Genomic DNA, 21,882 nt, shown 5'->3' with positions numbered 1-21,882 from the left:
GCCACTGCGGAGCATTGGCGACCGACGACAACGCGGCGAGGTGCGTGCCCCGGCGCCGCGGACCCGGCAAAGATCCGCAAGACACGCCCTAGGGCGCCGACCAGCCCAGGTCCTGGAGGCGCGGGCGGGCCAGGCCCCGGACACCGGTACCCGCCACGCCGTCCCGCACCGCCATCAGTTCCGGGCGCTGGAAGAGCGGCACCGAGTGGCCCAGCTGCCAGATCCGCACGTCGGCCTCCTGGAGAAGGGAGCGGCGGGCGGCCGGGTCCGCCTCGGCGGCGGCGCGGTCGAAGAGGCGGTCGATCTCCTCCGTCCCGGCCCGCGCGTAGTTGCGGCCGGCCACCGGGACGCCGTCCGGGCCGGGGCGGGGCTTGGCGTAGACGGGCCGCTGCTCGCCGGCCGGGCCGGGGCCGGCCGGCCAGCAGAACAGGGCGAGGTCCCAGTCCCCGGCGGCCAGGCGGTCGCGGACGAAGGCGTCCGCCGGCGCCTCGGTGACCCGGACCGCCGCCCCGGCCGCGCCGAGGTCCGCCGCCACCGCGTCGGCCGCCCGGCGCAGGGTCCCCGAGCCGGCCGGGACCAGCAGGGTGAGCGCCAGTTCGCGGCCGCCGCGGGCCCGGGTGCCCCCGGTGGCGGGGCGCTTCCAGCCGGCCGTGTCCAGCATCCGCCCGGGATCGGCGCCGCCCAGCGCGTCGGCGTCGTCCCGGTAGCCGGGCTGGTCGCCGGCCAGCAGGTGGTGGCCGAGCGGCGCGGCGGGCAGCCCGAACGGGGTCAGCGCGGCGTCGGCGGCGTGCCGGCGGTCGACGGCCCGGGCCAGCGCGCGGCGCAGCACCGGGTCGGTGAGCGTCTCACGGCCGGCGTTCAGGGTGAGCTGGGCGAGGCCGGTCCCGGCGGCCCGGTGCAAGGTGACGCCGGGCAGCGACCCGGCCAGCCGCAGCGCCTCGGCGGGGTCGGCCCCGGCGCGCTCGACCGCCGTGGTCAGCGGGGCGAGGTCCAGCCGGCCCAGGGCCAGTTCCCCGGTGCGCCGCTCGGCCGGGACGGCGAGGAACTCGATCCGGTCCGCCTTGGCCGGCTCGCCCCACCAGAACGGGTTGCGGACCAGGGTGGCCCTTCCGCCCGCCGGGTCGTACCCGTCGACCAGGAACGGGCCGGCGGTCGGGTGGGCGGTGCCGCCGGGCAGCGCGCGGCCGAAGGCGGCGGCGGTGGCGGTCTCGGCGGCGGGGTAGAGCGGGCCGAACAGGGCCTGCCACTCGCCGCAGGGCTGCCGGAAGGTGACCTTGACCTCGTGCGGGTCGGCGCCCTGGACGATGGAGTCGACGGCCGCGTACCCGGCGGGGCCGGCGGCGGGGTGGGCGGGGTCGAGGCCGGAGAGCGCGGCCCGCTGGGCGATCAGGTCGGCGGCCGAGAGCGGGGTGCCGTCGCTCCAGACGGCGCGCGGGTTGAGGTGGTAGGTGACCACCTGGGGCAGCTGTCCGGGCGGGGTGGACTCGGCGGCGGTGAGGTAGTCCGGGTCCGGCGTCCACTCGCCGTGCGCGTCCGGCCGGAACAGCGCGGGGTAGAGGGCGTGCGCGATCAGGGCGGAGTCGGCGGTGGCGGCGGGCTGGTGGACGTTCAGGGTGGCCGGGACGGAGTCGACGGCCCAGCGCAGGGTGCCGCCGTCGCGGACGGCGGCCCGGTCGGCCGGGCGGACGTCCCCGGTGACGACGGCCGGGGCGGGCGGCGCGGGGTCGGGCGTCCGGCCGGTGAGGGCCGGGACCGGGCCGCCGAGGCAGCCGGCCGTGGCACCGAGGGCGAGCAGCAGCGCGGCGGCTGCGACAGGGGGGCGGGCGCGCATGGCGGCCATCGAACGCCGCCCCCGCGCGCCCGGCGGCCCCGACACGGCGCCCGGACGGGCGACAGCACCCGATCAGCGGTACGCGGGACCGCCCCCTACAGTCCCAGCTCGAACCAGACGATCTTGCCCTTGGGCGTGCGCCGGCTGCCCCAGCGTTCGGCGAGCAGGCTGACCAGCTGAAGGCCGCGCCCGCCCTCGTCGGTCTCGTGGGCGCGCCGCTGGCGGGGCTGGGCGTAACCGTCGTCCCACACCTCGCACACCATGGTCCGGTCGCGCAGCAGCCGCAGCCGGATCTCGCCCCGGCCGTGCCGGAGCGCGTTGGTGACCAGCTCGCTGACCAGCAGCTCGGTGGTGTCGACCAGCTCGTCCAGGCCCCGGGCGAGCAGCCAGCTGCACGCGGCCTCGCGGGCCTTGGCGACCGAGGTGGGCTCGGGCGGCAGGAACCACTGGCCGACGGCGTCCGCCGGGAAGGCGTGCACCTTGGCCATCAGCAGCGCGATGTCGTCCTCGCCGTGGTGCGGGTTGAGCTCGCCGAGGACGTGGTCGCAGAGGTCCTCCAGGCCCTTGCCCCCGTCGGAGAGCGCGGTGCGGAAGGCCTTCAGGCCCTCGTCCAGCTGGTGCTTGCGGCTCTCCACCAGGCCGTCGGTGTAGAGGCCGAGCACCGCGCCGTCCGGGAGGGTGAGCTCGACCTCCTCGAAGGGCTCGCCGCCGACGCCGAGCGGCAGGCCGGGCGGGACGTCCAGCATCCGGGCCGGCTCGCCGGGGCCGAGCAGGACGGGCGGCAGGTGGCCGGCGTTGGCGAAGGTGCAGCGCCGGGTGACCGCGTCGTACACGGCGTAGACGCAGGTGGCCAGGTAGACCTCGCGGGCCTCCTCGTCGGCGGTGGAGGTGAGCCGCCCGTACGGGTTGGAGCGGCCGGTCGGGGCGGTGTCGTCGCCGAGGCCGCGGGCGATCTCGTCGAGCGCGGCCAGCACCTCGCCGGGCTCCAGGTCGAGCATCGCCAGGGTGCGCACGGCGGTGCGCAGCTGGCCCATGGCGACGGCCGCGCGCAGGCCGCGGCCCATGACGTCGCCGATGACCAGGGCGGTGCGGTTGCCGGGCAGCGGGATGACGTCGAACCAGTCGCCGCCGACCTCGGTGTTGTTGTTGCTCGGCAGGTAGCGGCAGGCGATCTCCAGGCCGCTGGCGACCGGGTTGCCCGGGGGCAGCAGGCTGCGCTGGAGGATCAGCGCGCGCTCGTGCTCGCGGCGGTAGAGCCGGGCGTTGTCGATGCAGACGGCGGCGCGGGCGACGAGTTCCTCGGCGATGGCGACGTCGCGGGCGTCGAAGGGCTCGCTGCCGATCGCCCGGGAGAGCTGGACCAGGCCGAGCACCTGGTCGCGGGCGACCAGCGGGACGATCAGGGTGGAGCGCAGCAGCGGGTCGGGGCCGGGCTCGGGGACGACGCTGCGGCCGGTGCGCAGCGCCCGGGCATGCGGGGAGCGGCGCGGGTAGCAGAGGGTACCGCCGGCCTCGGCGATGGGCAGGCCGGTGACCGAGCCGAGCACCGAGGAGGCGCCGCCGACGACGCTGGAGACGGCGACCCGGCGCAGTTCGCCGCTGCCGTCGGTGAGCACGTTGTCGCCCAGCCGGCCGGCGCTGGGCACGGTCTCGCCGGAGAGCAGCGCGGTGTAGAGGTCGACGGTGGCGAGGTCGCAGAACGGCGGGACGACGACGTCCAGCAGTTCCTTGGCGGTGGTCTCCAGGTCGAGGGTGGAGCCGATGTGGGCGCTGGCCTCGTTGAGCAGTGCGAGGTTGCGGCGCACGCCGTCGGCCTCGCGCTCGGCGACGTGCCGGCTGGTGACGTCGGAGACCTGTCCGGCGACGCCCATCGGCTGGCCGGCCGCGCCGTTGAGGCGGTAGAGCGAGACGGCCCAGAGCCGGTTGCCCTCGCGGGTCGGGACGGCGGCGTGGAAGCGCAGGTCGAAGACGGGCTCGCCGCTGGCGAGGACCTTGCGCAGGGCGGCGGTGAGCCGGTCGGCCTCGGAGCCGGGGAAGATGTCGTGGGCGGTCAGGCCCTCCAGGTCGGTGGGGGCGAGGCCCATCCCGGAGGCGAAGGCGTCGTTGACCCGCTGGAGGCGGAGCCGGTCGTCGAAGAGGACGAAGCCGGTCGGAGTCTGGCCGAAAACCGCCTCGGAAGCGGCCAGATCCGTCTCGATCCGGCGCAGCCGGCCGAGGTCGACCGCGAGGCAGGTGGCACCGGCGGCGGGCAGCTCGCTGTCCGGCATGAGGTACAGCTCGGCAAGGCCCTCGCCGCCGTCGGCGTGCCGGTACGGGGTGGTGCCGACCCACTCCTCGCCCGCCAGGGTGCGCTCCAGCCGGGCGCGGCCGCGCTGCCAGAGCTCGCGCGGGACGAAGGTGGTCACCGGGTCGGCGCCGACCGCCTCCACGGCGGGGACGCCGAAGAACTCGGCCGCGCGGTCGCTCCACTGGCTGATCCGGCCGTCGGGACCGATCGCGAAGGTGGCGACCCGGATGTAGTCGTAGATCGAGCCCGGATCACCGGCACCCCACCGCTGCTCCCCGGTCGCCGGCCGCGGGGCGCGGGCGGGTGCGGGCAGATGGTGGTGGGCAGGGGCGGGCACGTGTTGGGCGCCGGCCTGCCCGGGTACAGCGGCATGACCGCTGTTGCTCGGCGCACTGCGCGCCGGGGTGCTGTTCACGGACCGACCCCTCCAAACCCGCGACCGTCCGGATGTCGAGAAGACCGAGTATTCATCATCGAGGGGTACGTTCACACGCCCTCAACATCACAACATCAGATCGGGCGAAGGTTTTTGTCCTACCGCCCGCGCAACCACAATGCCACGCTCGCGCCCCCTACCGGGGCGCGCGCTCCCCCGGGCCCTTCCCGACGCCCCGTTCAGCCCCCGGCCGCCTCCGCCTCCGGGGTGCCCGGCAGCGCCTGCTCGAACCAGACCACCTTGCCCATCCCCTCGGCCCTGGCCCCCCAGTGCAGGGCCAGCATGGTCACCAGTTCCAGCCCGCGCCCGCCCTCGTCCGCCTCGGCCGCGTGCCGCTCGCGCGGCGGGTCCGGCAGCGGGTCGGAGATCTCCACCAGCAGCGTCTCACCGAGCGTCAGCCGCACCCCGATCGGCGCGCTCGCGTACCGGACGGCGTTCGTGACCAGCTCGCTGACCAGCAGCTCCGCGGTGTCGGTGAGCTCCTCGACGCCCCACTCGGCCAGCGTCGCGCGGACCAGCCGGCGGGCCCGGGAGACGGCGGTCGGCTCGGCGGGCAGGGTCCAGCCCGCCGTGGGGGTGCCGGCCTGCCCGTGGCCGAGCCGGGCCAGCAGCAGCGCCACGTCGTCCGGCTCGCGGCCCTGCTCCATGGTGTCCAGCACCGCCTCGCAGGCCGCCTGGATCGACGCGTAGGGCTCCTGGAGCACCGTGAGCAGCCGGCCGAGGCCCACGTCGAGGTCCTTGTCCCGGGACTCCACCAGGCCGTCGGTGCAGAGCGCCAGCAGGCTGCCCTCGGGGATCTTCAGCTCGACGGCCTCGAAGGGGACGCCGCCGACGCCGAGCGGGGCGCCGGAGGGCAGCTCCAGGATCCGGCCGGCGCCGCCGGGCAGCGGGCCGCCGTTGCGGGTCGGCCCGTCGGCGCCGTCGCCCGGCACCACCAGGACCGGCGGGATGTGGCCGGCCTTGGCGGCGGTCAGGGTCGCGGTGGCCGGGTCGAACACCGCGTAGACGCAGGTGGCGAGCAGTGCCTCGTCCGGGCCCTGGGCGAGGTCGTCGGCCAGCTCGTGGACGTGCCGCAGCAGCACGTCCGGCGGCAGGTCGAGGGCGGCCAGCACGCGGACGGCGGTGCGCAGCCGGCCCATCGTCGCGGCGGCCCGCAGGCCGTGGCCCATCACGTCGCCGACCACCAGCGCGGTCCGGTCGCCGGGCAGCGGGATGACGTCGAACCAGTCGCCGCCGACCTCGGTGCCGCTGCTGCCGGGCACGTACCGGTAGGCGACCTCGACGCCGGTGGGCTGCGGCACCTGCTGCGGCAGCAGGGTGCGCTGGAGGGTGAGGGCGGCGGTGCGCTCGCGGGCGTACAGCCGGGCGTTGTCCAGCGAGGAGCCGGCCCGGTCCGCCAGTTCGACGGTGAAGGCCAGGTCGTCCCGGTCGAAGCCCTCGCGGTAGCCGGCCCGGCTGACCAGCAGCAGGCCGATCACGATGCCGCGGGCCCGCAGCGGGACCACCAGCATCGAGTGCACGCCCAGGTCGTGCGCGGCCTGCATCTTCGGGTCGCCGGCGTAGGTGACGTCGCTCAGCTGGTCGGCGCCGGAGAGCAGCTCGGGCACGCCGGTGCGCAGCACCCGGCCGCAGGCGGAGTCCTCGGCGAAGGTGATCCGGGCGCCGCGCCGCAGCATCACCTCCACCTCGGGGCCGTCCTGGACGGAGGCGGTGCCGAGCTGGAGCAGCGAGGTGCGGCGGTCATGGCCGTGCCGGGGCAGGTCGTCACCGTGCGCGACGGCCTGGAGCAGGATGACGGCGGCGTGGTCGGTCAGCCTCGGCACCACCGCACTGGCCAGCTCCTGCGCGATCCGCGAGGCGTCCAGCAGGTCACCGACCCGGGAGCCGAATTCGTTGAGCAGCGAGAGGCGGCGGCGGGCGTGCTCGACCTTGGCCACCGCCCGGTAACGCTCGGTGACGTCCATGACGGTGCCGGAGATGCCGAGGACCCGGCCGGCGCGGTCGGTCATCCGGCTGTAGGAGACCGAGCGGTAGCCGGAGCGGGCGGTGATCGGCGAGGCGAGGGTGACGTCGATGACCGGCTCGCCGGTGGCCAGCACCTGGCGCTGGATCGCGGTGATCTCGTCGGCGGCCCGCTCGGGCAGGGTCTCGCCGACGGTGCGGCCGACGTGGTCCTCCGGCGTGACGCCGTTCATCTCGGCCAGGGTCCGGTTGACGGCGGTGTAGCGCAGCTCGGTGTCGAGGATCGCGATGCCCAGCGGGGACTGCTCGAACAGCGCGTCGCGCACCGCGAGGTCCCGCTCCACCGCCCGGACGGCCTCCGCCTCGGCCAGGTTGACCTGGAGGAACGGGGTGCCGTCGCCGTCCACCAGGAGCGAGATCCGGGCGTCCACCAGCACCGGGGCGCCCTCGCGGTCGCGCAGCTCGGCCGGGCCGGCCCAGCGGCCGTGCCGCAGGGTGTCCTGGATCGCGGCCCTGATCCGGCCCACCTGGTCCTCGTCGGGGACCAGCTCGTCGATCCGGCGGCCGACCAGCAGCTCGTTGGGCCAGCCGAGCAGTTCCTCGGCGGCCGGGCTCCAGAGCACCACGCGGCCGGCGGTGTCGAGGATCGCGATGGCCACCCGGACCACGTCGAAGAGGTTGCCGCCCTCCGCGCGCTCGCCCGCGGCGCCGGGGGCCTCCGGGACGGCGCGCGGGCCGCCGGGGAACGGCCGGCCCGGGCGGCTGCGCAGGCCTGCCTGGGGGGCCGCGTCGGGCACCGTGAGTGACGGGGCGGGCTGCACCGGCCGGGCCGACGCCGCTCCGTCGGGCGGGCCCTCGCCGCGGCGGCGGTTCAGCACCCGGTCCGCGCCGCGGCGCAGCCGGGCGCGGGCGCCGGCGCCTCCCCCCGCGCCCGCCCGTCTCGCTCCCCCGCCCCCGTACCCGCTATTCGACACCGACGGGGCCTCCGGCTCTGCTCGGATCGGCGTCGCCGGCTGGGGCGGCTCACCGATGGTGACGAATAGTGCCGAAAAGTGACATACCCAGCAGGACCAAGGCTATCCCGCCATAAGCACCGGCTTTTCCGATTTGCCCGATCCGTCGCCCCCACGCGTCGCCCCCACGTGTCGTTCCCGCGCGCGGCCCGGCGGCGCGCCGGTGCGGGCCGGTACCATCCGGGCCGCACCGGCCCGGGCACCCGGGTTCAGGGGGCGGCGAGCAGCCGGGCGACCTCGGGAAGAACCTCGCGGTCGTGCTCCAGCCACTCGACGTCGGCCAGCTCGGCGGGACCGAGCCAGCGCAGCTCGTCGTGGTCCTGCAACGGCCGCGGGTCCCCGGCGAGCAGTTCGGCCGCCCAGAGCCGCAGTTCCAGGCCCGGGCGCACCAGCCAGGCGCCGGGCAGCCGGGTGAGCGCCCTGGCGCGGACGCCCAGCTCCTCCATCAGCTCGCGCTCCAGCGCCTCGGTCTCGCTCTCGCCCGGCTCGGCCTTGCCGCCCGGGAACTCCCAGCGTCCCGCCACCTCGGCGGGCGCGCTCCGCCGGGCGGCGAGCACCCGCCCCCGGTGGATCAGCGCGCCGCCGACGACGATCCGGTTCTCCGCTGCGCCGCCGGTCGAGGCCGGCCGGCCGGTGCTCCTGTCCATGGAGGTCGACTCTAGGGCGTGTCTGTCCGGCACGCCCCAAGGGCCTCGGAGCGTGGCCGTCAGTCGCGCGGGCCGCTGGCCTCGGAGGCGCCGGCGGGCTCGGCCTCGACCCAGTACAGCTGCTTGTGGCCGCGTGCCTCGAACTCGGCGGCGATCCGCTCGGCGGCCTCCCGCCCGATCCCCCCGACGACCGGGAAGCGGTTGCCGTTGTCGTCCTGGCGCATCACCCGGTAGGTGTCCATGCCGCCCACCTTAGGCCCGGCCTCAGACCCGGATGTCGGAGGCCTGCTCGCCCGTCGACAGCCCGAGTTCGCGCCGGATCTCCACCGCGAGGGCGCTGCTCTTGGCCGACAGCGCCTGCGCCTTGCGGACCTCGCGCTCCAGCGTCTGCTCGTCCGCGGACTTGGCGGCGGCGTCCCAGGTGTTGGCGGCCTCCAGCTTGACCGTGCCCAGCTCGATCAGCTTGGCCCTGGCCCCGGCCGGCCAGTCGACGCCGTTGGCCGACAGGTCGGTGACCTCCTTGCGGCAGGCGGTGGCCATCGTCTTCGCCCAGGTCCGGTACTCGGCCGGGTCCTCGTCGACCTCGCCCTCCGGCTGGGCGCCGAGCGCGCCGTTGTAGGCCTGCACGGCGTCCAGGTAGGTGCGCTGGGCCTGGGTGAGCTTGGTCCGGTCGGTGCGGACGCTGCCCGTGTGCATCCTGGTGTCGTCCTGGAAGGTGCAGGTCACCCGGCGGTCGCCGGACGCCCAGCCGGCGATGCTCGGGTAGTAGTAGGAGCCGCCCATGCCCTCGGGGACGAGCCAGGAGTCGAGGGCGTAGTCGTCGCGCACCGGGGTGCAGAGCCGGGACGCCTTCTCACTGGCCTCGCTCTGGCCGGGGTAGTCGCCGCCGCTGCCCGCGAGGTTGGTGAAGCCGGCGACCTCGCCGTGGTGCGGCGAGGTGCAGGGCACCACGTGCACCCAGTAGATGCTCGCGGAGTCGGCGTCCCGCCCGGGGCTGAACGGCGGCTGGTTGAAGCAGTCGCCGGTCACCAGGTCCTCGATGGACACCGACCCCTTCGGGCCCAGCCGGCCGTCCGCGTACTTCTCCTCCTCCAGGCCAATCACGGCCAGGCCGATGAACGCGATCAGGGTGACGATCACCCCGAGGACACCGGTGACCAGGCCGGTGACCGCCATGCCGCGGCCCTTCTCGTTCCGCCTGGGGATCTGGACCAGGGCGACGATCGAGAAGGCGAGCGCCAGCGGCCACAGGCAGAGCAGGCCGGTGACCAGGGCGGCGACCGAGAAGCCGTTGGTGGTCGTCGGGGCCGCGGGGTAGGCGAATCCGGGCTGGAAGCCGGACTGGGCCCCGGGGACGACGGCCGCCCAGCCGGTGGCACGGGGCTGGTCGGGGGCGGGCGGCGGGCCGGCGGGGCCGGGCGCCGCCCAGGGGTCGGACACGGGCGCGGGCGCGGCCGGGGACACCGGCACCGGCTCGGGCGCGGGCTCGGGCGCCGGCTTGGTCAGCTCGACCCGCTCGACCGGCTCGGGCGCGGCGGCGTCGGACTCGGGCGTGGACACGTGCGATCTCCCCCGGCCCGCCGGAGGCGGGCGACAGCTCGGCGGGTACGGGAACAGGCGCGCGACTCTACCGGATCTTGTGAACCACCCGCGCACCATTTCCCCGCCGTACGAACCACCCCCTCACAGCAAGGCCACGCCCCCGCTCAGCGCCGGGCCAGCACCTCCCCGTGCACCATCGAGAACCACCCGTCCCCGTCGGCCGCCCACTCCCGCCACCCGGCCGCCATCCGGGCCAGCCCGGCCTCGTCCGCGTGCCCCTCGGCCACCGCCGTCCGCGCGATGGCCGAGTCCGTGATCCGGTCGGCCCACATCCCGCCCCACCACCCGCGCTGCTCGGGCGTCGCGTACGTCCAGGTGCTCGACGTGGCGGTGACGTCGGTGAAGCCGGCCGCCCGGGCCCAGGACAGCAGCCGCCGTCCGGCGTCCGGCTCGCCGCCGCTGTCGCGGGCGATCCGGCGGTACAGCTCCAGCCAGCGGACCAGTTCGGGCGCCTCCGGGTACCAGACCATGGTCGCGTAGTCCACGTCCCGGGCGGCGACCACGCCGCCCTCGGCGGTGACCCGGCGCAGCTCGCGCAGCGCGCCGACCGGGTCGGCCACGTGCTGCAGCACCTGGTGGGCGTGCACCACGTCGAACTCCCCGTCCGCGTACGGCAGCCGGTGCACGTCGGCGACCTCGAACACGACGTTGGACACACCCCGCCCGGCGACGAACGCGGCGGCCGTCTCCAGCACCTCGGCGGAGGTGTCCGCGGCCACCACCCGGCCGTCCGGCCCGACCAGTTCGGCCAGGTCGGCGGTGATCGTGCCGGGGCCGCAGCCGATGTCCAGCACGGCCTGCCCCGGCTTCAGCCGGTCGCGCAGGTAGGCGGCGGAGTTGTCGACGGTCCGGGAGCGGTGCGAGCGCAGCACGGACTCCTGGTGGCCATGGGTGTAGACGGCGGGCTTCGGTGCGGTCATGGTGACGTCCCCCTCGGGATCGGCCGGCTCCTGGGCGCTCCCGACGCTACTCCCCGTCCCGCATTTCAAGAAGATTCGTCTCACATAGCGGCCACCCGGAGCCCGGGAAACGCGCCGGCCCCCGCTGGGACGACGTGTCGTCCCAGCGGGGGCCGGCGGCCCTGCCGCGGTGTCTAGTTGACGGTGAACCAGGTGGTGCGGGACTTCTTGAACTCCGGGTTGGCCAGGTCCTTCGCCTCGATGCCGTCGTTGTAGAGCACGGCCGATCCGTTGTCGGTGATCAGCTGCACCCGGGCGCCGGGGGCGGTGAGGTCCGGGACGTCCGGAGCGGCCTCCCAGCCGCCCGCGTCGGACGTCGGCAGGTCGAGCAGCTTGACCGGCTGCGAGCCGGGCTGCCCGTCCCAGCGGTAGAGCGCGTACGGGTCGGAGTTGTCGTCCGCCGCCCAGGAGCCGGCCACGATCAGGTACTGGCCGAGCGCGTTGCGCCGCAGGTCCCGCACCGAGAGCCCGCCGAGGTCCAGCTCGACCGGCTCGCCGAAGGTGGCGTGCGAACCGCTGAGCAGCGACGGGAAGTTGGTGACCGGCACGAGCAGCGCCCGGCCGCCGGTGACCGCCGGGGTGAGCGGTGCGCGGAAGCCCACGTACGCGGTGGTGGTGCTGCCCGGCGCGAACTCCAGGCCCTCGACGTTGAAGCCGTCGACCTGCTTGGGCACCTCGCCGGCCGCCGAGCCGGCCGCGAAGCCGTAGCGGTCGCCGTGCGCGCGGTCCCAGGTGATCAGGTCGCCGCGCAGCACGGAGGAGGAACCGGCGAGCGAGAGCTGCGTGGTGGCGCCCGAGCCGGTGACGGTGGTGGCGAAGACGATGTGCCGCGCCGTCTTGATCTCGCCGTCCTTGTTGTTGCCCAGCGAGCCGGTCCAGTAGACGGTGTTGCCGACCCGGGTGGCGCCCTCGATGTCGATCTCCTTGGTGACGCCGAGCGCCGAGGAGAAGTCCCAGGTGCGCACGGGCGCGCCGGAGGCGTTGCGGTCGTACAGGCGCAGCACGTTGGACTCGTCGTCGGCCACCACGATGTACCCGTTGCCCGCGTCCACCGCCGCCGAGGCGTCGCTGGAGCCGGTCAGGTAGCGGCTGTCCGCCGAGTGCTGCACGGCGGCCGAGGCCGCGTAGTGCAGCGTCTTCGACGCGGTCTTGCCGCCGAGACCGGTGACCTTGACGGTGAGGTCGGTGTAGCCGACGCCCTGTGCGGCCACCGCGAGGGTGCGGGCGGAGCCGGTGCCGGTGACGGTGACGTCGCCGGTCCGGGCCACCGAGGTACGGGTGCTGGCGGTGGCGGCCACGGTGAGCGAGGAGACCGGGGCGCCGCTCTGGGCGACCGTGACGGTGACCGTCGGATCGCCGGTGGCACCGACCGCGCCGGACAGGTAGGCGGCGGAGAACGTGATCGTCGGGGTGCCGTAGGCCGCGGCGGAGGCGGGGCCGGCCGGCAGCGCGAGCAGCGGCAGGGCGGCGGTGGCGACGGCCAGCGGCAGCAGGCGGCGGGAGGGACGGGACACGGTGACTGCCCTTCGACGTGGTGGGCGGTGCGAGGTCCGGACCAGGGTGGGGCCCGTCGGCGAACGCCGCCCCGACGGCAGCGGGCCGTCCGGCGAACACCGGCCCTCGCCCGTCCACTTCCCGTCCGCCGGGCCGTACCGTGGACGGGCAGACGCCTCACAGAACGGTTCCACCATGCCCGCGCCGCGCCCCTTCGTCCTGCTGAGCGCCGCGATGTCGCTCGACGGGCACCTCGACGACGCCTCCCCCGAGCGGCTGCTGCTCTCCGGCCCGGACGACTTCGACCGGGTGGACGCCGAACGGGCCGCGAGCGACGCGATCCTGGTCGGCGGCAACACCCTGCGCGCCGACAACCCCCGGCTGCTGGTCAACGACCCCGGACGCCGCGCCGCCCGGCGCGCGGCGGGCCGCCCGGAGCACCCGCTGAAGGTGACGCTCAGCGCGAGCGGCCGGCTGGACCGCTCGCTGCGGTTCTGGCACACCGGCGGCGAACGGCTCGTCTACACCACGGACGCCGGGGCCGCCGTGCTGCGGCCGGAGCTGAACGGGCTGGCCGAGGTGGTGGCGCTCGGCGCGGCGGTGGAGCCGGGCGCGGTGCTGGACGACCTCGGCGGGCGCGGGGTGCGGCGGCTGATGGTCGAGGGCGGCAGCGGGGTGCACACCCAGTTCCTGGCCCAGGGGCTGGCGGACGAGCTCCAGTTGGTGGTGGCGCCGCTGCTGGTCGGCCAGGCGGGGGCGCCGCGGTTCGTCGGCCCGGCGCGCTTCCCCGGCGGCCCGGCCCGCCGGATGCGGCTGCTGGAGGCCCGTACGGTGGGCGATGTCGTCCTGCTCAGGTACGCCCCGAAGGAGCCCGCCCCGTGACCGACCCCCGCCCCGCCGACCTGGCCTTCCTGCGCCGGGCCGTCGAGCTCTCCCGCCGCTGCCCGCCCTCGGAGACCGCGTTCTCGGTCGGCGCGGTGGTCGTGGCCGCCGACGGCACGGTGCTGGCCGAGGGGTTCAGCCGCGAGACCAACGGCCACGACCACGCCGAGGAGGCGGCGCTCGGCAAGCTCCCGGCCGGCGACCCGCGGCTGCGCGGCGCGACCGTCTACAGCTCGCTGGAGCCCTGCGGCCAGCGCGCCTCCCGCCCGGTGCCGTGCGCCGCGCTGCTGATCGCGGCCGGCGTCCCCCGGGTGGTGGTGGCCTGGCGCGAGCCGTCCACCTTCGTCGCCGAGACCCGGGGCGCCGCCCGGCTGGAGGCGGCCGGTGTGGAGCTGGTGGAGCTGCCCGAGCTGGCCGAGGAGGCCCGCGCGGTCAACGCGCACCTGCTGGGCTGAGGCCCCTCGAAGCACCGGGGGGCTCTTTTGTATCATTGTTAAACATTTTCCTCCCCCGCTTGGAGCCGCCCGATGCCCGCGACGACCTTCACCCCCCGCGCCCTCCTGCTCGACATGGACGGCACCCTGGTCAACTCCGACGCCGTGGTCGAACGCTGCTGGCTGCGCTGGGCCGAGGAGAACGGCCTCGACCCGGACGAGGTGCTGCGCGTCGCCCACGGCCGCCAGGGCCACGCCACCATGGCCGTCCTGCTGCCCGACCGCCCGGTGGAGGTCAACCTCGCCGAGAACGAGCGGATGCTCGCCGAGGAGAAGGCCGACACCGAGGGCGTCGTCCCCGTCCCCGGCGCCCCCGCCTTCCTCGCCGCCCTGGCCGGCCTCCCGCACGCCCTGGTCACCTCGGCCGACGCCCCGCTCGCCCGCATCCGGATGGCCGCCGCCGACCTCCCCCTGCCGCCGGTCCTGGTCACCGCCGAATCCGTCGGCGCCAGCAAGCCCGACCCCGAGGGCTTCCTCAAGGGCGCCGCCGCGCTGGGCTTCGCCCCCGCCGACTGCCTCGCGTTCGAGGACTCCGCGGCCGGCATCGCCGCCGCCCTCGCCGCCGGCATGCCGGTCATAGGCATCGGCCCCCGTGCCGCCGCCCACCGCCCCACCGCCCATGCCGCCACCCTCGAATCCGTCACCGTCACCGCCGGCCCCACCACGTTCGCCGTCACGCTCGCCTGACCCCGGCGCCGCCCCCGCCGGCATGCGCTGCGCCCCTCGGCGACCTGTGCTTCTCTGGAAACACCCCCCGGAAATGGCCCGTCCGCCCATCGGGGTGCGAGCGCAAAGGAATTCCGACGTGACCGACACAACGCCCACCCAGATATGCAACTTCACCAATGCCCGGCCGACGCTCAAGCAGGGTTCGTCGGGAGAGGCGGTGAAACAGGCGCAGTGCTACCTGAACGCCTCACTGACCGGGGAGAACCTCCTCGTCGACGGCGAGTTCGGCCCCATCACGGACGCCGCGACCAGACGCTTCCAGGTGTGCGCCAAGATCACCGTGGACGGCGTCATCGGCCCCCAGACCTGGTCGTTCCTGACCTTCTTCGCCAACTCCCCGGGCTTCGCCTGCTGAACGCCCCGCCCGTCCCTCCGGAAGAACCGGAAGGACCGGGAAGACCACGAGGCCGCCCGACCCGCGTCCCCACGCGTCGGACGGCCTCGCCGCGCGTCGAGCCGGCGCCGGCCCGCGCCGGGAACCCGCACAAGCGCCCGCCAGCACCTCAAGACTCCTGAAAGCGCCCGTTTATACGGTGATCGCCGGAGGTGTAGGGGGAACTGGTTGCATGCGTTGCACACGCCTGCCCCAGCGCCACTGTGAAGGGTCACCCGGCAACCATGAACAACGACGCATCCCCTCCGGGGGAACTCTGGTTCCGGCGGTACGCGCCGTCGGACGACGCCGCCGTACGCCTTGTGTGCTTTCCGCACGCCGGCGGTTCGGCGAGCTATTTCCAGCCGGTCGCCCGGGCGCTCGCGCCGAAGGTGGAGGTGCTGGCCGCGCAGTACCCGGGACGCCAGGACCGCTACCGGGAACCGTGCGTGGACGACGTCCGGGCACTCGCCCACCTCGCCGCGCTGGCCCTCCGGGATCGGGACGACCGCCCGTTCGCGCTCTTCGGGCACAGCCTGGGCGCCATGGTGGCCTACGAGGTCGCCCGGCACTTCGCCGCAGCCGGTGACCGCGGGCCGGTGCACCTGTTCGTGTCCGGCCGCCGGTCGCCCACCCACCACCGCGAGGAGTCCGTCCACCGGCTGAGCGACGAAGGCCTCATCGCCGAGGTCATCGCGCTGGGCGGCACCAATCCGAAGATCCTCGCCGATCCGGAGATGCGCGGACTCGTCCTGCCCGTCCTGCGGAGCGACTACCGGGCCGCCGAGACCTATCGGCACGGCCCCGGAGCGCCGGTGCGCTGCCCCGTGACCGCGCTCACCGGCGACGCGGACCCCAGGACCTCGCTGGAGGAGGCCGCGGCATGGGAGGCGCACGCCCCCGCCGGCGCCTTCGAACTGCTCGTGTTCGCCGGCGACCACTTCTTCCTGAACGACAACGCGGACGGCGTCGTCACCGCACTGCGGGACCGCCTCTCCGCCTTCACCACGCTCGGGTAGCGGGCTACCGGACGCGCCACCACGGACAACGGCCCATCAGCGAGGAGACAACCACAGATGACGGACAGCACGACGACCGCCGGGACCGGCTCCCCCGCGGCGACCTCCTTCCCGATCCCCCGCAAGTGCCCGCACCAGCTCCCGGACGGCTACGCGGACATGCGGGCGACGGGACTCCCCCTCCTGCCGGTGACCCTGTTCGACGGCGGCCAGGCCTGGGTGGTGACCCAGCACCCCCTGGCCCGCCGGCTGCTGAGCGACCCGCGGCTGTCCTCGGCGCGGACGCACCCGGGGTTCCCCGCGATCAGCCCGGCCGAACGGGCCGCGCGGCCGTTCCGCAGCCTCACCGAGATGGACGGCCCCGACCACGACGTCCACCGCCGGATGCTCATCCCGGCGTTCACCGTGCGGCGGATCCAGGAGATGCGGCCGCAGATCCAGGAGACGGTCGACGGCCGTCTGGACGCGATGATCGCGAAGGGCTCCCCGGCCGACCTGGTCGGCCAGTTCGCGGTGCACGTCCCCTCGATGGTGATCTGCAGCCTGCTCGACGTCCCCTACAAGGACCACGAGTTCTTCCAGGCGCTCACCCAGCGCGTCACCCAGGACCGCGGCATCCTGACCGCCGACGAGTTCAAGCAGTCCATCGGTCAGATCTACGGCTACCTCGACCAGTTGGTCACCGAGCAGGAGCGCGAGCCCGGTCCCGGACTGCTCGGCCTGCTGGCGGCCGAGCGCGTCGCCCACGGCACGCTGGAGCACGGCGAACTCGTCGCCATGGGCCTGGTGCTGCTGGTCGCCGCCCAGGAGACCACCTCCTCGACGCTCAGCAGCGCCACCCTCACCCTGCTGGAGAACCCGGAGCAGCTGGCCAGGCTCCAGGCCGACCCGCAGATGTGGACCGGCGCGCTGGAGGAACTGCTGCGCTTCACCTCGGTGGCCGACCTGGGCACCCGGCGCGTCGCCGCGGAGGACATCGAGATGGACGGCGTGGTGATCCGCGCCGGCGAGGGCGTCATCATCCCGAACAGCCTGGTCAACCGGGACCCGGCGGTGTTCGTGGACCCCGACACCCTCGATGTCGGCCGCACCGCCCGCAACCACCTGGCGTTCGGGCACGGCGTCCACAACTGCATCGGCCAGAACCTGTCGCGCCTGGTGCTGGAGGTCGCCCTGCGGACCCTCTTCGAGCGGCTTCCCGGTCTGCGGCTCGCCGTACCGGTCGAGGAGCTCGAAATGTCCGCCGCCGGGGGCGTGCAGACGCTCACCTCGCTGCCCGTGCGCTGGTAGGGGGAACCGCATGACGCTCACGGTCACCGTCGACCGGGACCTGTGCCAGGGCGCCGGGCAGTGCGTGCTGCGCTCGCCGCTGGTCTTCGACCAGGACGAGGACGGCCTGGTCACCGTGCTCCAGGTGGAAGTCCCGGAGGAGGAGCGGGAGTCCGCCCGCGAGGCGGCCTACCTCTGTCCCGCCGGCGCCGTCCTCGTCCATGACTCCGCCGCCCCCGGGGAACCGGCCTGACGAACCCACGAGGGAGGCCGGCCCCGCTGAACTCCAGCGGGGCCGGCCTCCCTTCGGGCTTCCTGCGACCGGTTACGCGAGCGGCCCGGCCGGGTCCGAGCCGCCGGCGCGCGCCAGTTCCCCGGCGAGGAACCGGGCGAGCCCGTTGGGTGTCGGGTGGTCGAGGACGACCGTGGCGGGGATGCCGACGCCGGTCGCCTCGCGGAGCCGGTTGGTCAGTTCGAGCAGGGTGAGCGAGGAGAACCCGAGGTCGAGCAGGCTGGTGTCCGGGTCGACGGCGTCCTCGGCCGAGTGGCCGAGCACGGCGCCGGCGTGACGGCACAGCAGGTCGGCGAGGATGGCCTCGGCCTCGGCGCCGTCGGCCTCGGCGAGCCGGTGCAGGGCCTCCGAGGAGAGGCCGGCCCCGTCCGCCAGGTCCGCCAGCACCGCCACGACCTCGGGCAGGCTGGAGAACAGCGGGTCGGGCCGGTCCGCGGTCGCCTTGGCGAAGCGCTCCCACTCCACGTCGGCGACCACCAGGAACGGCTCCTGCGTCGTCACCGCCTCGCGCAGGACGGAGACCGCGAGGCCCGGCACCACCGGGCGCAGGCCCAGACCCGCCGCGACGGCCTCGTCCCGCTCGTGCCACGGGCCCCACGCCACGGCGAGCACCGGCCGGCCCTCCGCCCGGCGCCGGGCCACGATGTCGGCGACCGCCGCGCCGCGTGCCGCGTTGCCGAAGACGTCGGTGAGCGGTGTGAAGAGCACGAACGCCTCAAGCTCGCGCGAGCGGGCGAACGCCTCCGCGCCCGCCAGCTCCTCGGGACCGGGATCGGCCATGGCGTGGACGACGGCGGTGAGCGCCGTCCCGTCCGCGACGGCCGCCCCGATCCGCTCGGCGGCACCCGGCTCGGACAGACCGCCCTCGACCAGGGCGACCTCCACGCCCAGCGCGACGAGTTCGGCCTCCAGCGCCTTGGCCGCCGCGTCGCCGGGCCGGGCTCCGGCGAGCACCAGCCGGGAGGCGCCGCCGCGGGCCGCCCAACGGGCCGCGTGCGCGCCCAGCCCCTCGGTGCCGCCGACGACCAGCACGGCGCCGGACGGCTGCCATCCGCCGGGACGCGGGGCATGGCTCAGCGGGGCGCGGACCAGCCGCCGGACGGACGCCACGGAGGCACGGACGCGGACGCGTTCACCCGAGGGCCGCGCCGCGAGCACCGCCGCGACCGCCTTCCAGGTCCGCTGGTCCGTGCTCCCCGGCAGTTCGACGACGCCGAACCCGCCGGCGTGCTCCCTGCCCAGGGCGTGGGCGTCGCCGTACCCGACGCCCTCGCCGTCGGCGGCCACCCACAGCGGCGCCGCGACCCCCGCCTCCGCGAGGACGGGCAGGAGTGCCGACAGGTCCCGCGCCGCCTCGTCCGGACCCTGCGCCGAGGACGGCAGCACGAGCACCCCGTCCAGCGCGGTGTCCACGCCGGTGTCGTCGAGCACGGCGCGCAGCCGGCTCACCGCCTCGTCCTGGCCGCCGCGCACGGCGTCCAGCGCAACCCGCGCCACCCGGGCGCCGCACTCCGTGAGCGCGGCGCCCGCGGCCTCCTCGCGGGCGCCGTCCGCCGCCACCACGAGCCAGCGGCCCTGCAGCAGGGCGACCCGCTCCGGCAGCGGCTCCCAGACGGTCCGGTAGCGCCACGACCCCTGCCGGTGCCAGGCCGACAGCGCCGGGAGCACCTCGGCGAGCGACGGGTGCTCGCCCGCCCCGACGCCCAGCACCGCGGCCAGCCGGCCGGCGTCCTGCTGGTCCACCGCCTGCCAGAAGTCGCTCTCGCCCCCGGCCGCGCCGACGGGAGCGGCCCCGCCCGCGGCGTCGCCCGAGTCGAGCCAGTAGCGCCTGCGCTGGAAGGGGTAGGTCGGCAGCTCGATCAGGCCGGAGCCCGGCACCAGCCGCGAGAGGTCGGCGGCCAGGCCCTTGAGGTGGGCCAGGGCGAGCGTGTCGATCACCGACCGCTCCTCCGGCCGCCCCTCGCGCAGCGACGGGATCACCGTCGCCCCGGTGCCCGCGCGGTGGGCCGCCAGGCAGTCGGGGACGAGCGAGGCGAGCACCGGCGCGGGTCCGATCTCCACGTAGGAGGTCACGCCCAGGCCGTCCAGGCAGCGGATCCCGTCGTCGAACCGGACGGTCCGCCGCACGTGGTCGGCCCAGTAGCGCGGCGAGCGCAGCTCCTCGAAGGACGCCACCTCGCCGGTCAGGTTGGACACCACCGGAATCGACGGCGGCCGGTAGGTGAGGGTCGCGGCCAGCTCGGTGATGCCGGCGAGCGCGCCGTCCATGTGCGGCGAGTGGAAGGCGTGGCTCACCCGCAGCTGCTTGGTCTTCAGGCCGGCCTCGCGCATCCGCCGCCTGATGTCGAGCACGGCATCGCGGTCGCCGGAGATCACCACCGACTCCGGTCCATTGACGGCCGCGACGCCCACCCGGTCCGAGTGGTCCGCCAGGAACGCCAGCACCTCCGGCTCCGGGGCGCGCACCGAGACCATCGCGCCGCCGGCCGGCGTCTCCTGCATCGCCCGGGCGCGTGCCGCCACCAGGGCGCAGGCGTCCTCCAGGTCCAGCACCCCGGCGACGTGCACGGCCGCCAGCTCGCCGATCGAGTGGCCGATCAGGTGGTCCGGGACCATGCCCCAGCTCTCGTAGAGCCGGAACAGCGCGGTCTCGAAGGCGAACAGGGCCGGCTGGGTGTAGAGGGTCCGGTCGAGCTCCGCGGCGGCGTCGGTGCCGGGCTCGGCGAAGACCACCTCGCGCAGCGGGCGCTCCAGCCGGCGGTCGAAGAACGCGCAGGCCGCGTCGAAGTGGCGGGCGAAGACCGGGAAGACCCGGTGCAGTTCCCGGCCCATGGCGAGGCGCTGGCTGCCCTGCCCGGTGAACATGAAGGCGGTCAGCCCGGCGGCGCCCGCCTTGGCGGAGCGGCCGGCCACCGTGAGCAGACCGGCCGCCGGCTCGTCGCGGCCGAGCGCGTCGAGCCCGCGCAGCAGCTCCTCGCGGTCCGCGGCGACCACGGCCGCGCGGGTGTCCAGCAGCGAGCGCGTCACGGTCAGCGAGCGGGCGAACGCCCCCAGGTCCAGCGCCGGGCGCTCGCGCACCAGGTCGCGCAGCTGGACGGCGCGGGCCCGCAGCGCGTCGCCGTCCCGGGCCGAGACGACGAACGGCAGGACGGGCGCGTGGGCGGCCGGCCCGCCGCCGTCGGCGGCGGCGGCGGGCTCCGGCGGCGCGGCGGCCGGGGCCTCCTCCAGGACGACGTGGGCGTTGGTCCCGCTGATGCCGAACGCGGAGACGCCGGCCCGCATCGGCCGCCCGGTGCCCGGCCAGGGCATCGCCTCGGTGAGCAGCGAGACCGCCCCGGCGGACCAGTCCACCTGCGGGGTGGGCTCCTCGGCGAACAGGCTGCGCGGCAGGGTGCGGTGCCGCATCGCCATGACCATCTTGATGATGCCGGCCACTCCCGCGGCGCCCTGGGTGTGCCCGATGTTCGACTTGACCGAGCCGAGGTACAGCGGCTCGCCCCGGCGCCCGCGGCCGTAGGTGGCCAGCAGGGCCTGGGCCTCGATGGGGTCGCCGAGCAGGGTTCCGGTGCCGTGCCCCTCCACCGCGTCGACCTCGCCGGGCTCCAGCCGGGCATCGGCGAGCGCGCGCTTGATGACGCGCTGCTGCGCCGGTCCGCTGGGCGCGGTGAGGCCGTTGCTCGCGCCGTCCTGGTTGGTGGCCGAGCCGCGGATGACGGCCAGCACCCGGCGGCCGTTGCGCACCGCGTCGGAGAGGCGTTCGAGGACCAGCAGCCCGACCCCCTCGCCGAAGCCGGTGCCGTCGGCGGAGGCGGCGTACGCCTTGCAGCGGCCGTCGGGGGCCAGGCCGCGCTGGCGGCTGAACTCGATGAACATCCGGGGGGTCGACATCACGGTGACGCCGCCCGACAGGGCGAGGGAGACCTCGCCGCGCCGCAGCGCCTGGCAGGCCAGGTGGACGGCGACCAGCGAGGCCGAGCAGGCGGTGTCGACCGACACCGCCGGGCCCTCCAGGCCCAGCGTGTAGGCGATCCGGCCGGAGGCGACGCTGCCCGTGCTGCCGTTGGCGACGAAGCCCTCGTACTCCGGCGGGATCTGCCGCAGCCGGGTGGCGTAGTCGTTGTACAGGACGCCGGCGAAGACACCGGTATCGCTGCCGCGCAGCGCGCCGGGGTCGATGAGGGCGCGCTCGCACGCCTCCCACGCGGTCTCCAGCAGCAGCCGCTGCTGGGGGTCCATGGCCGTCGCCTCGCGCGGGCTCAGCCCGAAGGCCGCCGCGTCGAACTGGTCGGCGTCGTGGAGGAATCCGCCCCGGCGGGTGGTGCAGGTGCCGCGCGAGTCGGGGTCGGGGTCGTAGAGCCGGTCGAGGTCCCACTCACGGTTGCCCGGGAAGTCCCCCGTGCCGTCCCTCCCGGTGGCGACGAGCTCCCAGAGGTCCTCGGGGCTGCGCACTCCCCCCGGGTAGCGGCAGGCCATCCCCACGATGGCGATCGGCTCGTGCGCCTTCGATTCCGCCTCGGCGAGCTGCTGGCGGGTCCGATGCAGGTCGGCCGCCATCCACCGAAGGGCATCGGTCAGTTCTTGCTCGTCGGCCAT

Annotated in this window: 13 protein-coding genes and 2 pseudogenes; 6 read left to right on the top strand and 9 right to left on the bottom strand. The window is 75.5% G+C overall.

Going from position 1 to position 21,882, the window contains the following annotated elements; genetic code table 11:
- Nucleotides 1–88: 88 nt before the first annotated feature.
- The 8 genes from ACFZBX_RS35320 to ACFZBX_RS35285 form a co-directional block, all read right to left on the bottom strand.
- Nucleotides 89–1,831, bottom strand: coding sequence for an ABC transporter family substrate-binding protein (locus tag ACFZBX_RS35320; RefSeq protein ID WP_391537909.1), 1,743 nt, complete (start codon nt 1,829–1,831; stop codon nt 89–91).
- Between the two features lie 95 nt (nt 1,832–1,926).
- Nucleotides 1,927–4,533, bottom strand: coding sequence for a SpoIIE family protein phosphatase (locus ACFZBX_RS35315; protein ID WP_391537908.1), 2,607 nt, complete (start codon nt 4,531–4,533; stop codon nt 1,927–1,929).
- Nucleotides 4,534–4,733: 200 nt separating this feature from the next.
- The gene (locus tag ACFZBX_RS35310; protein WP_391537907.1) at nt 4,734–7,394 is read right to left on the bottom strand and encodes a SpoIIE family protein phosphatase; all 2,661 of its coding nucleotides are present in this window, start codon (nt 7,392–7,394) and stop codon (nt 4,734–4,736) included.
- Between the two features lie 344 nt (nt 7,395–7,738).
- Nucleotides 7,739–8,176 carry a (deoxy)nucleoside triphosphate pyrophosphohydrolase gene (locus tag ACFZBX_RS35305; protein WP_391537906.1) on the bottom strand — a complete coding sequence of 146 codons (438 nt, stop codon included), beginning with the start codon at nt 8,174–8,176 and terminating at the stop codon, nt 7,739–7,741.
- A gap of 59 nt (nt 8,177–8,235) precedes the next feature.
- Nucleotides 8,236–8,418 carry an SPOR domain-containing protein gene (locus tag ACFZBX_RS35300; protein ID WP_391537905.1) on the bottom strand — a complete coding sequence of 61 codons (183 nt, stop codon included), beginning with the start codon at nt 8,416–8,418 and terminating at the stop codon, nt 8,236–8,238.
- Nucleotides 8,419–8,440: 22 nt separating this feature from the next.
- Nucleotides 8,441–9,736 (bottom strand): DUF4190 domain-containing protein, encoded by a 1,296-nt coding sequence (locus tag ACFZBX_RS35295; protein WP_391537904.1) that lies wholly within the window; start codon nt 9,734–9,736, stop codon nt 8,441–8,443.
- Nucleotides 9,737–9,882: 146 nt separating this feature from the next.
- Nucleotides 9,883–10,698, bottom strand: a complete 816-nt coding sequence (locus tag ACFZBX_RS35290) for a methyltransferase domain-containing protein (protein ID WP_391537903.1) — start codon at nt 10,696–10,698, stop codon at nt 9,883–9,885.
- 173 nt (nt 10,699–10,871) lie between these two features.
- Complete coding sequence (locus ACFZBX_RS35285; protein ID WP_391537902.1) at nt 10,872–12,251, bottom strand: hypothetical protein; 1,380 nt, start codon at nt 12,249–12,251, stop codon at nt 10,872–10,874.
- Between the two features lie 175 nt (nt 12,252–12,426).
- Here ACFZBX_RS35285 and ACFZBX_RS35280 point away from each other — a divergent pair.
- The 6 genes and pseudogenes from ACFZBX_RS35280 (at nt 12,427) to ACFZBX_RS35255 (ending at nt 17,250) form a co-directional block, all read left to right on the top strand.
- Nucleotides 12,427–13,568 (top strand): annotated as a pseudogene (locus ACFZBX_RS35280) (dihydrofolate reductase family protein).
- Between the two features lie 72 nt (nt 13,569–13,640).
- On the top strand, nt 13,641–14,294 hold the full coding sequence (locus ACFZBX_RS35275) for an HAD-IA family hydrolase (protein WP_391537901.1): 654 nt from the start codon (nt 13,641–13,643) through the stop codon (nt 14,292–14,294).
- Nucleotides 14,295–14,412: 118 nt separating this feature from the next.
- Entirely contained in the window at nt 14,413–14,691 is a 279-nt protein-coding gene (locus ACFZBX_RS35270; protein WP_391537900.1) for a peptidoglycan-binding protein, read from the top strand.
- Nucleotides 14,692–14,954: 263 nt separating this feature from the next.
- Nucleotides 14,955–15,728 (top strand): thioesterase II family protein, encoded by a 774-nt coding sequence (locus tag ACFZBX_RS35265; protein WP_391537899.1) that lies wholly within the window; start codon nt 14,955–14,957, stop codon nt 15,726–15,728.
- A gap of 57 nt (nt 15,729–15,785) precedes the next feature.
- A complete protein-coding gene (locus ACFZBX_RS35260) occupies nt 15,786–17,018 on the top strand; it encodes a cytochrome P450 (protein WP_391537898.1) in 1,233 nt (410 codons plus the stop codon).
- A gap of 10 nt (nt 17,019–17,028) precedes the next feature.
- Nucleotides 17,029–17,250, top strand: a complete 222-nt coding sequence (locus ACFZBX_RS35255; protein ID WP_391537897.1) for a ferredoxin — start codon at nt 17,029–17,031, stop codon at nt 17,248–17,250.
- Nucleotides 17,251–17,322: 72 nt separating this feature from the next.
- On the opposite strand, the pseudogene ACFZBX_RS35250 reads toward ACFZBX_RS35255, so the two are convergent.
- A pseudogene (locus ACFZBX_RS35250) lies at nt 17,323–21,864 on the bottom strand (beta-ketoacyl synthase N-terminal-like domain-containing protein); the annotation flags it as partial.
- Between the last annotated feature and the right edge of the window lie 18 nt (nt 21,865–21,882).

The organism is Kitasatospora sp. NPDC008115 (genome assembly GCF_042957205.1).
Taxonomy (GTDB): Bacteria; Actinomycetota; Actinomycetes; order Streptomycetales; family Streptomycetaceae; genus Kitasatospora.
The sequence above is the reverse complement of the archived record's forward strand: the minus strand, read 5'-3'. Positions and strand labels throughout refer to the sequence as shown.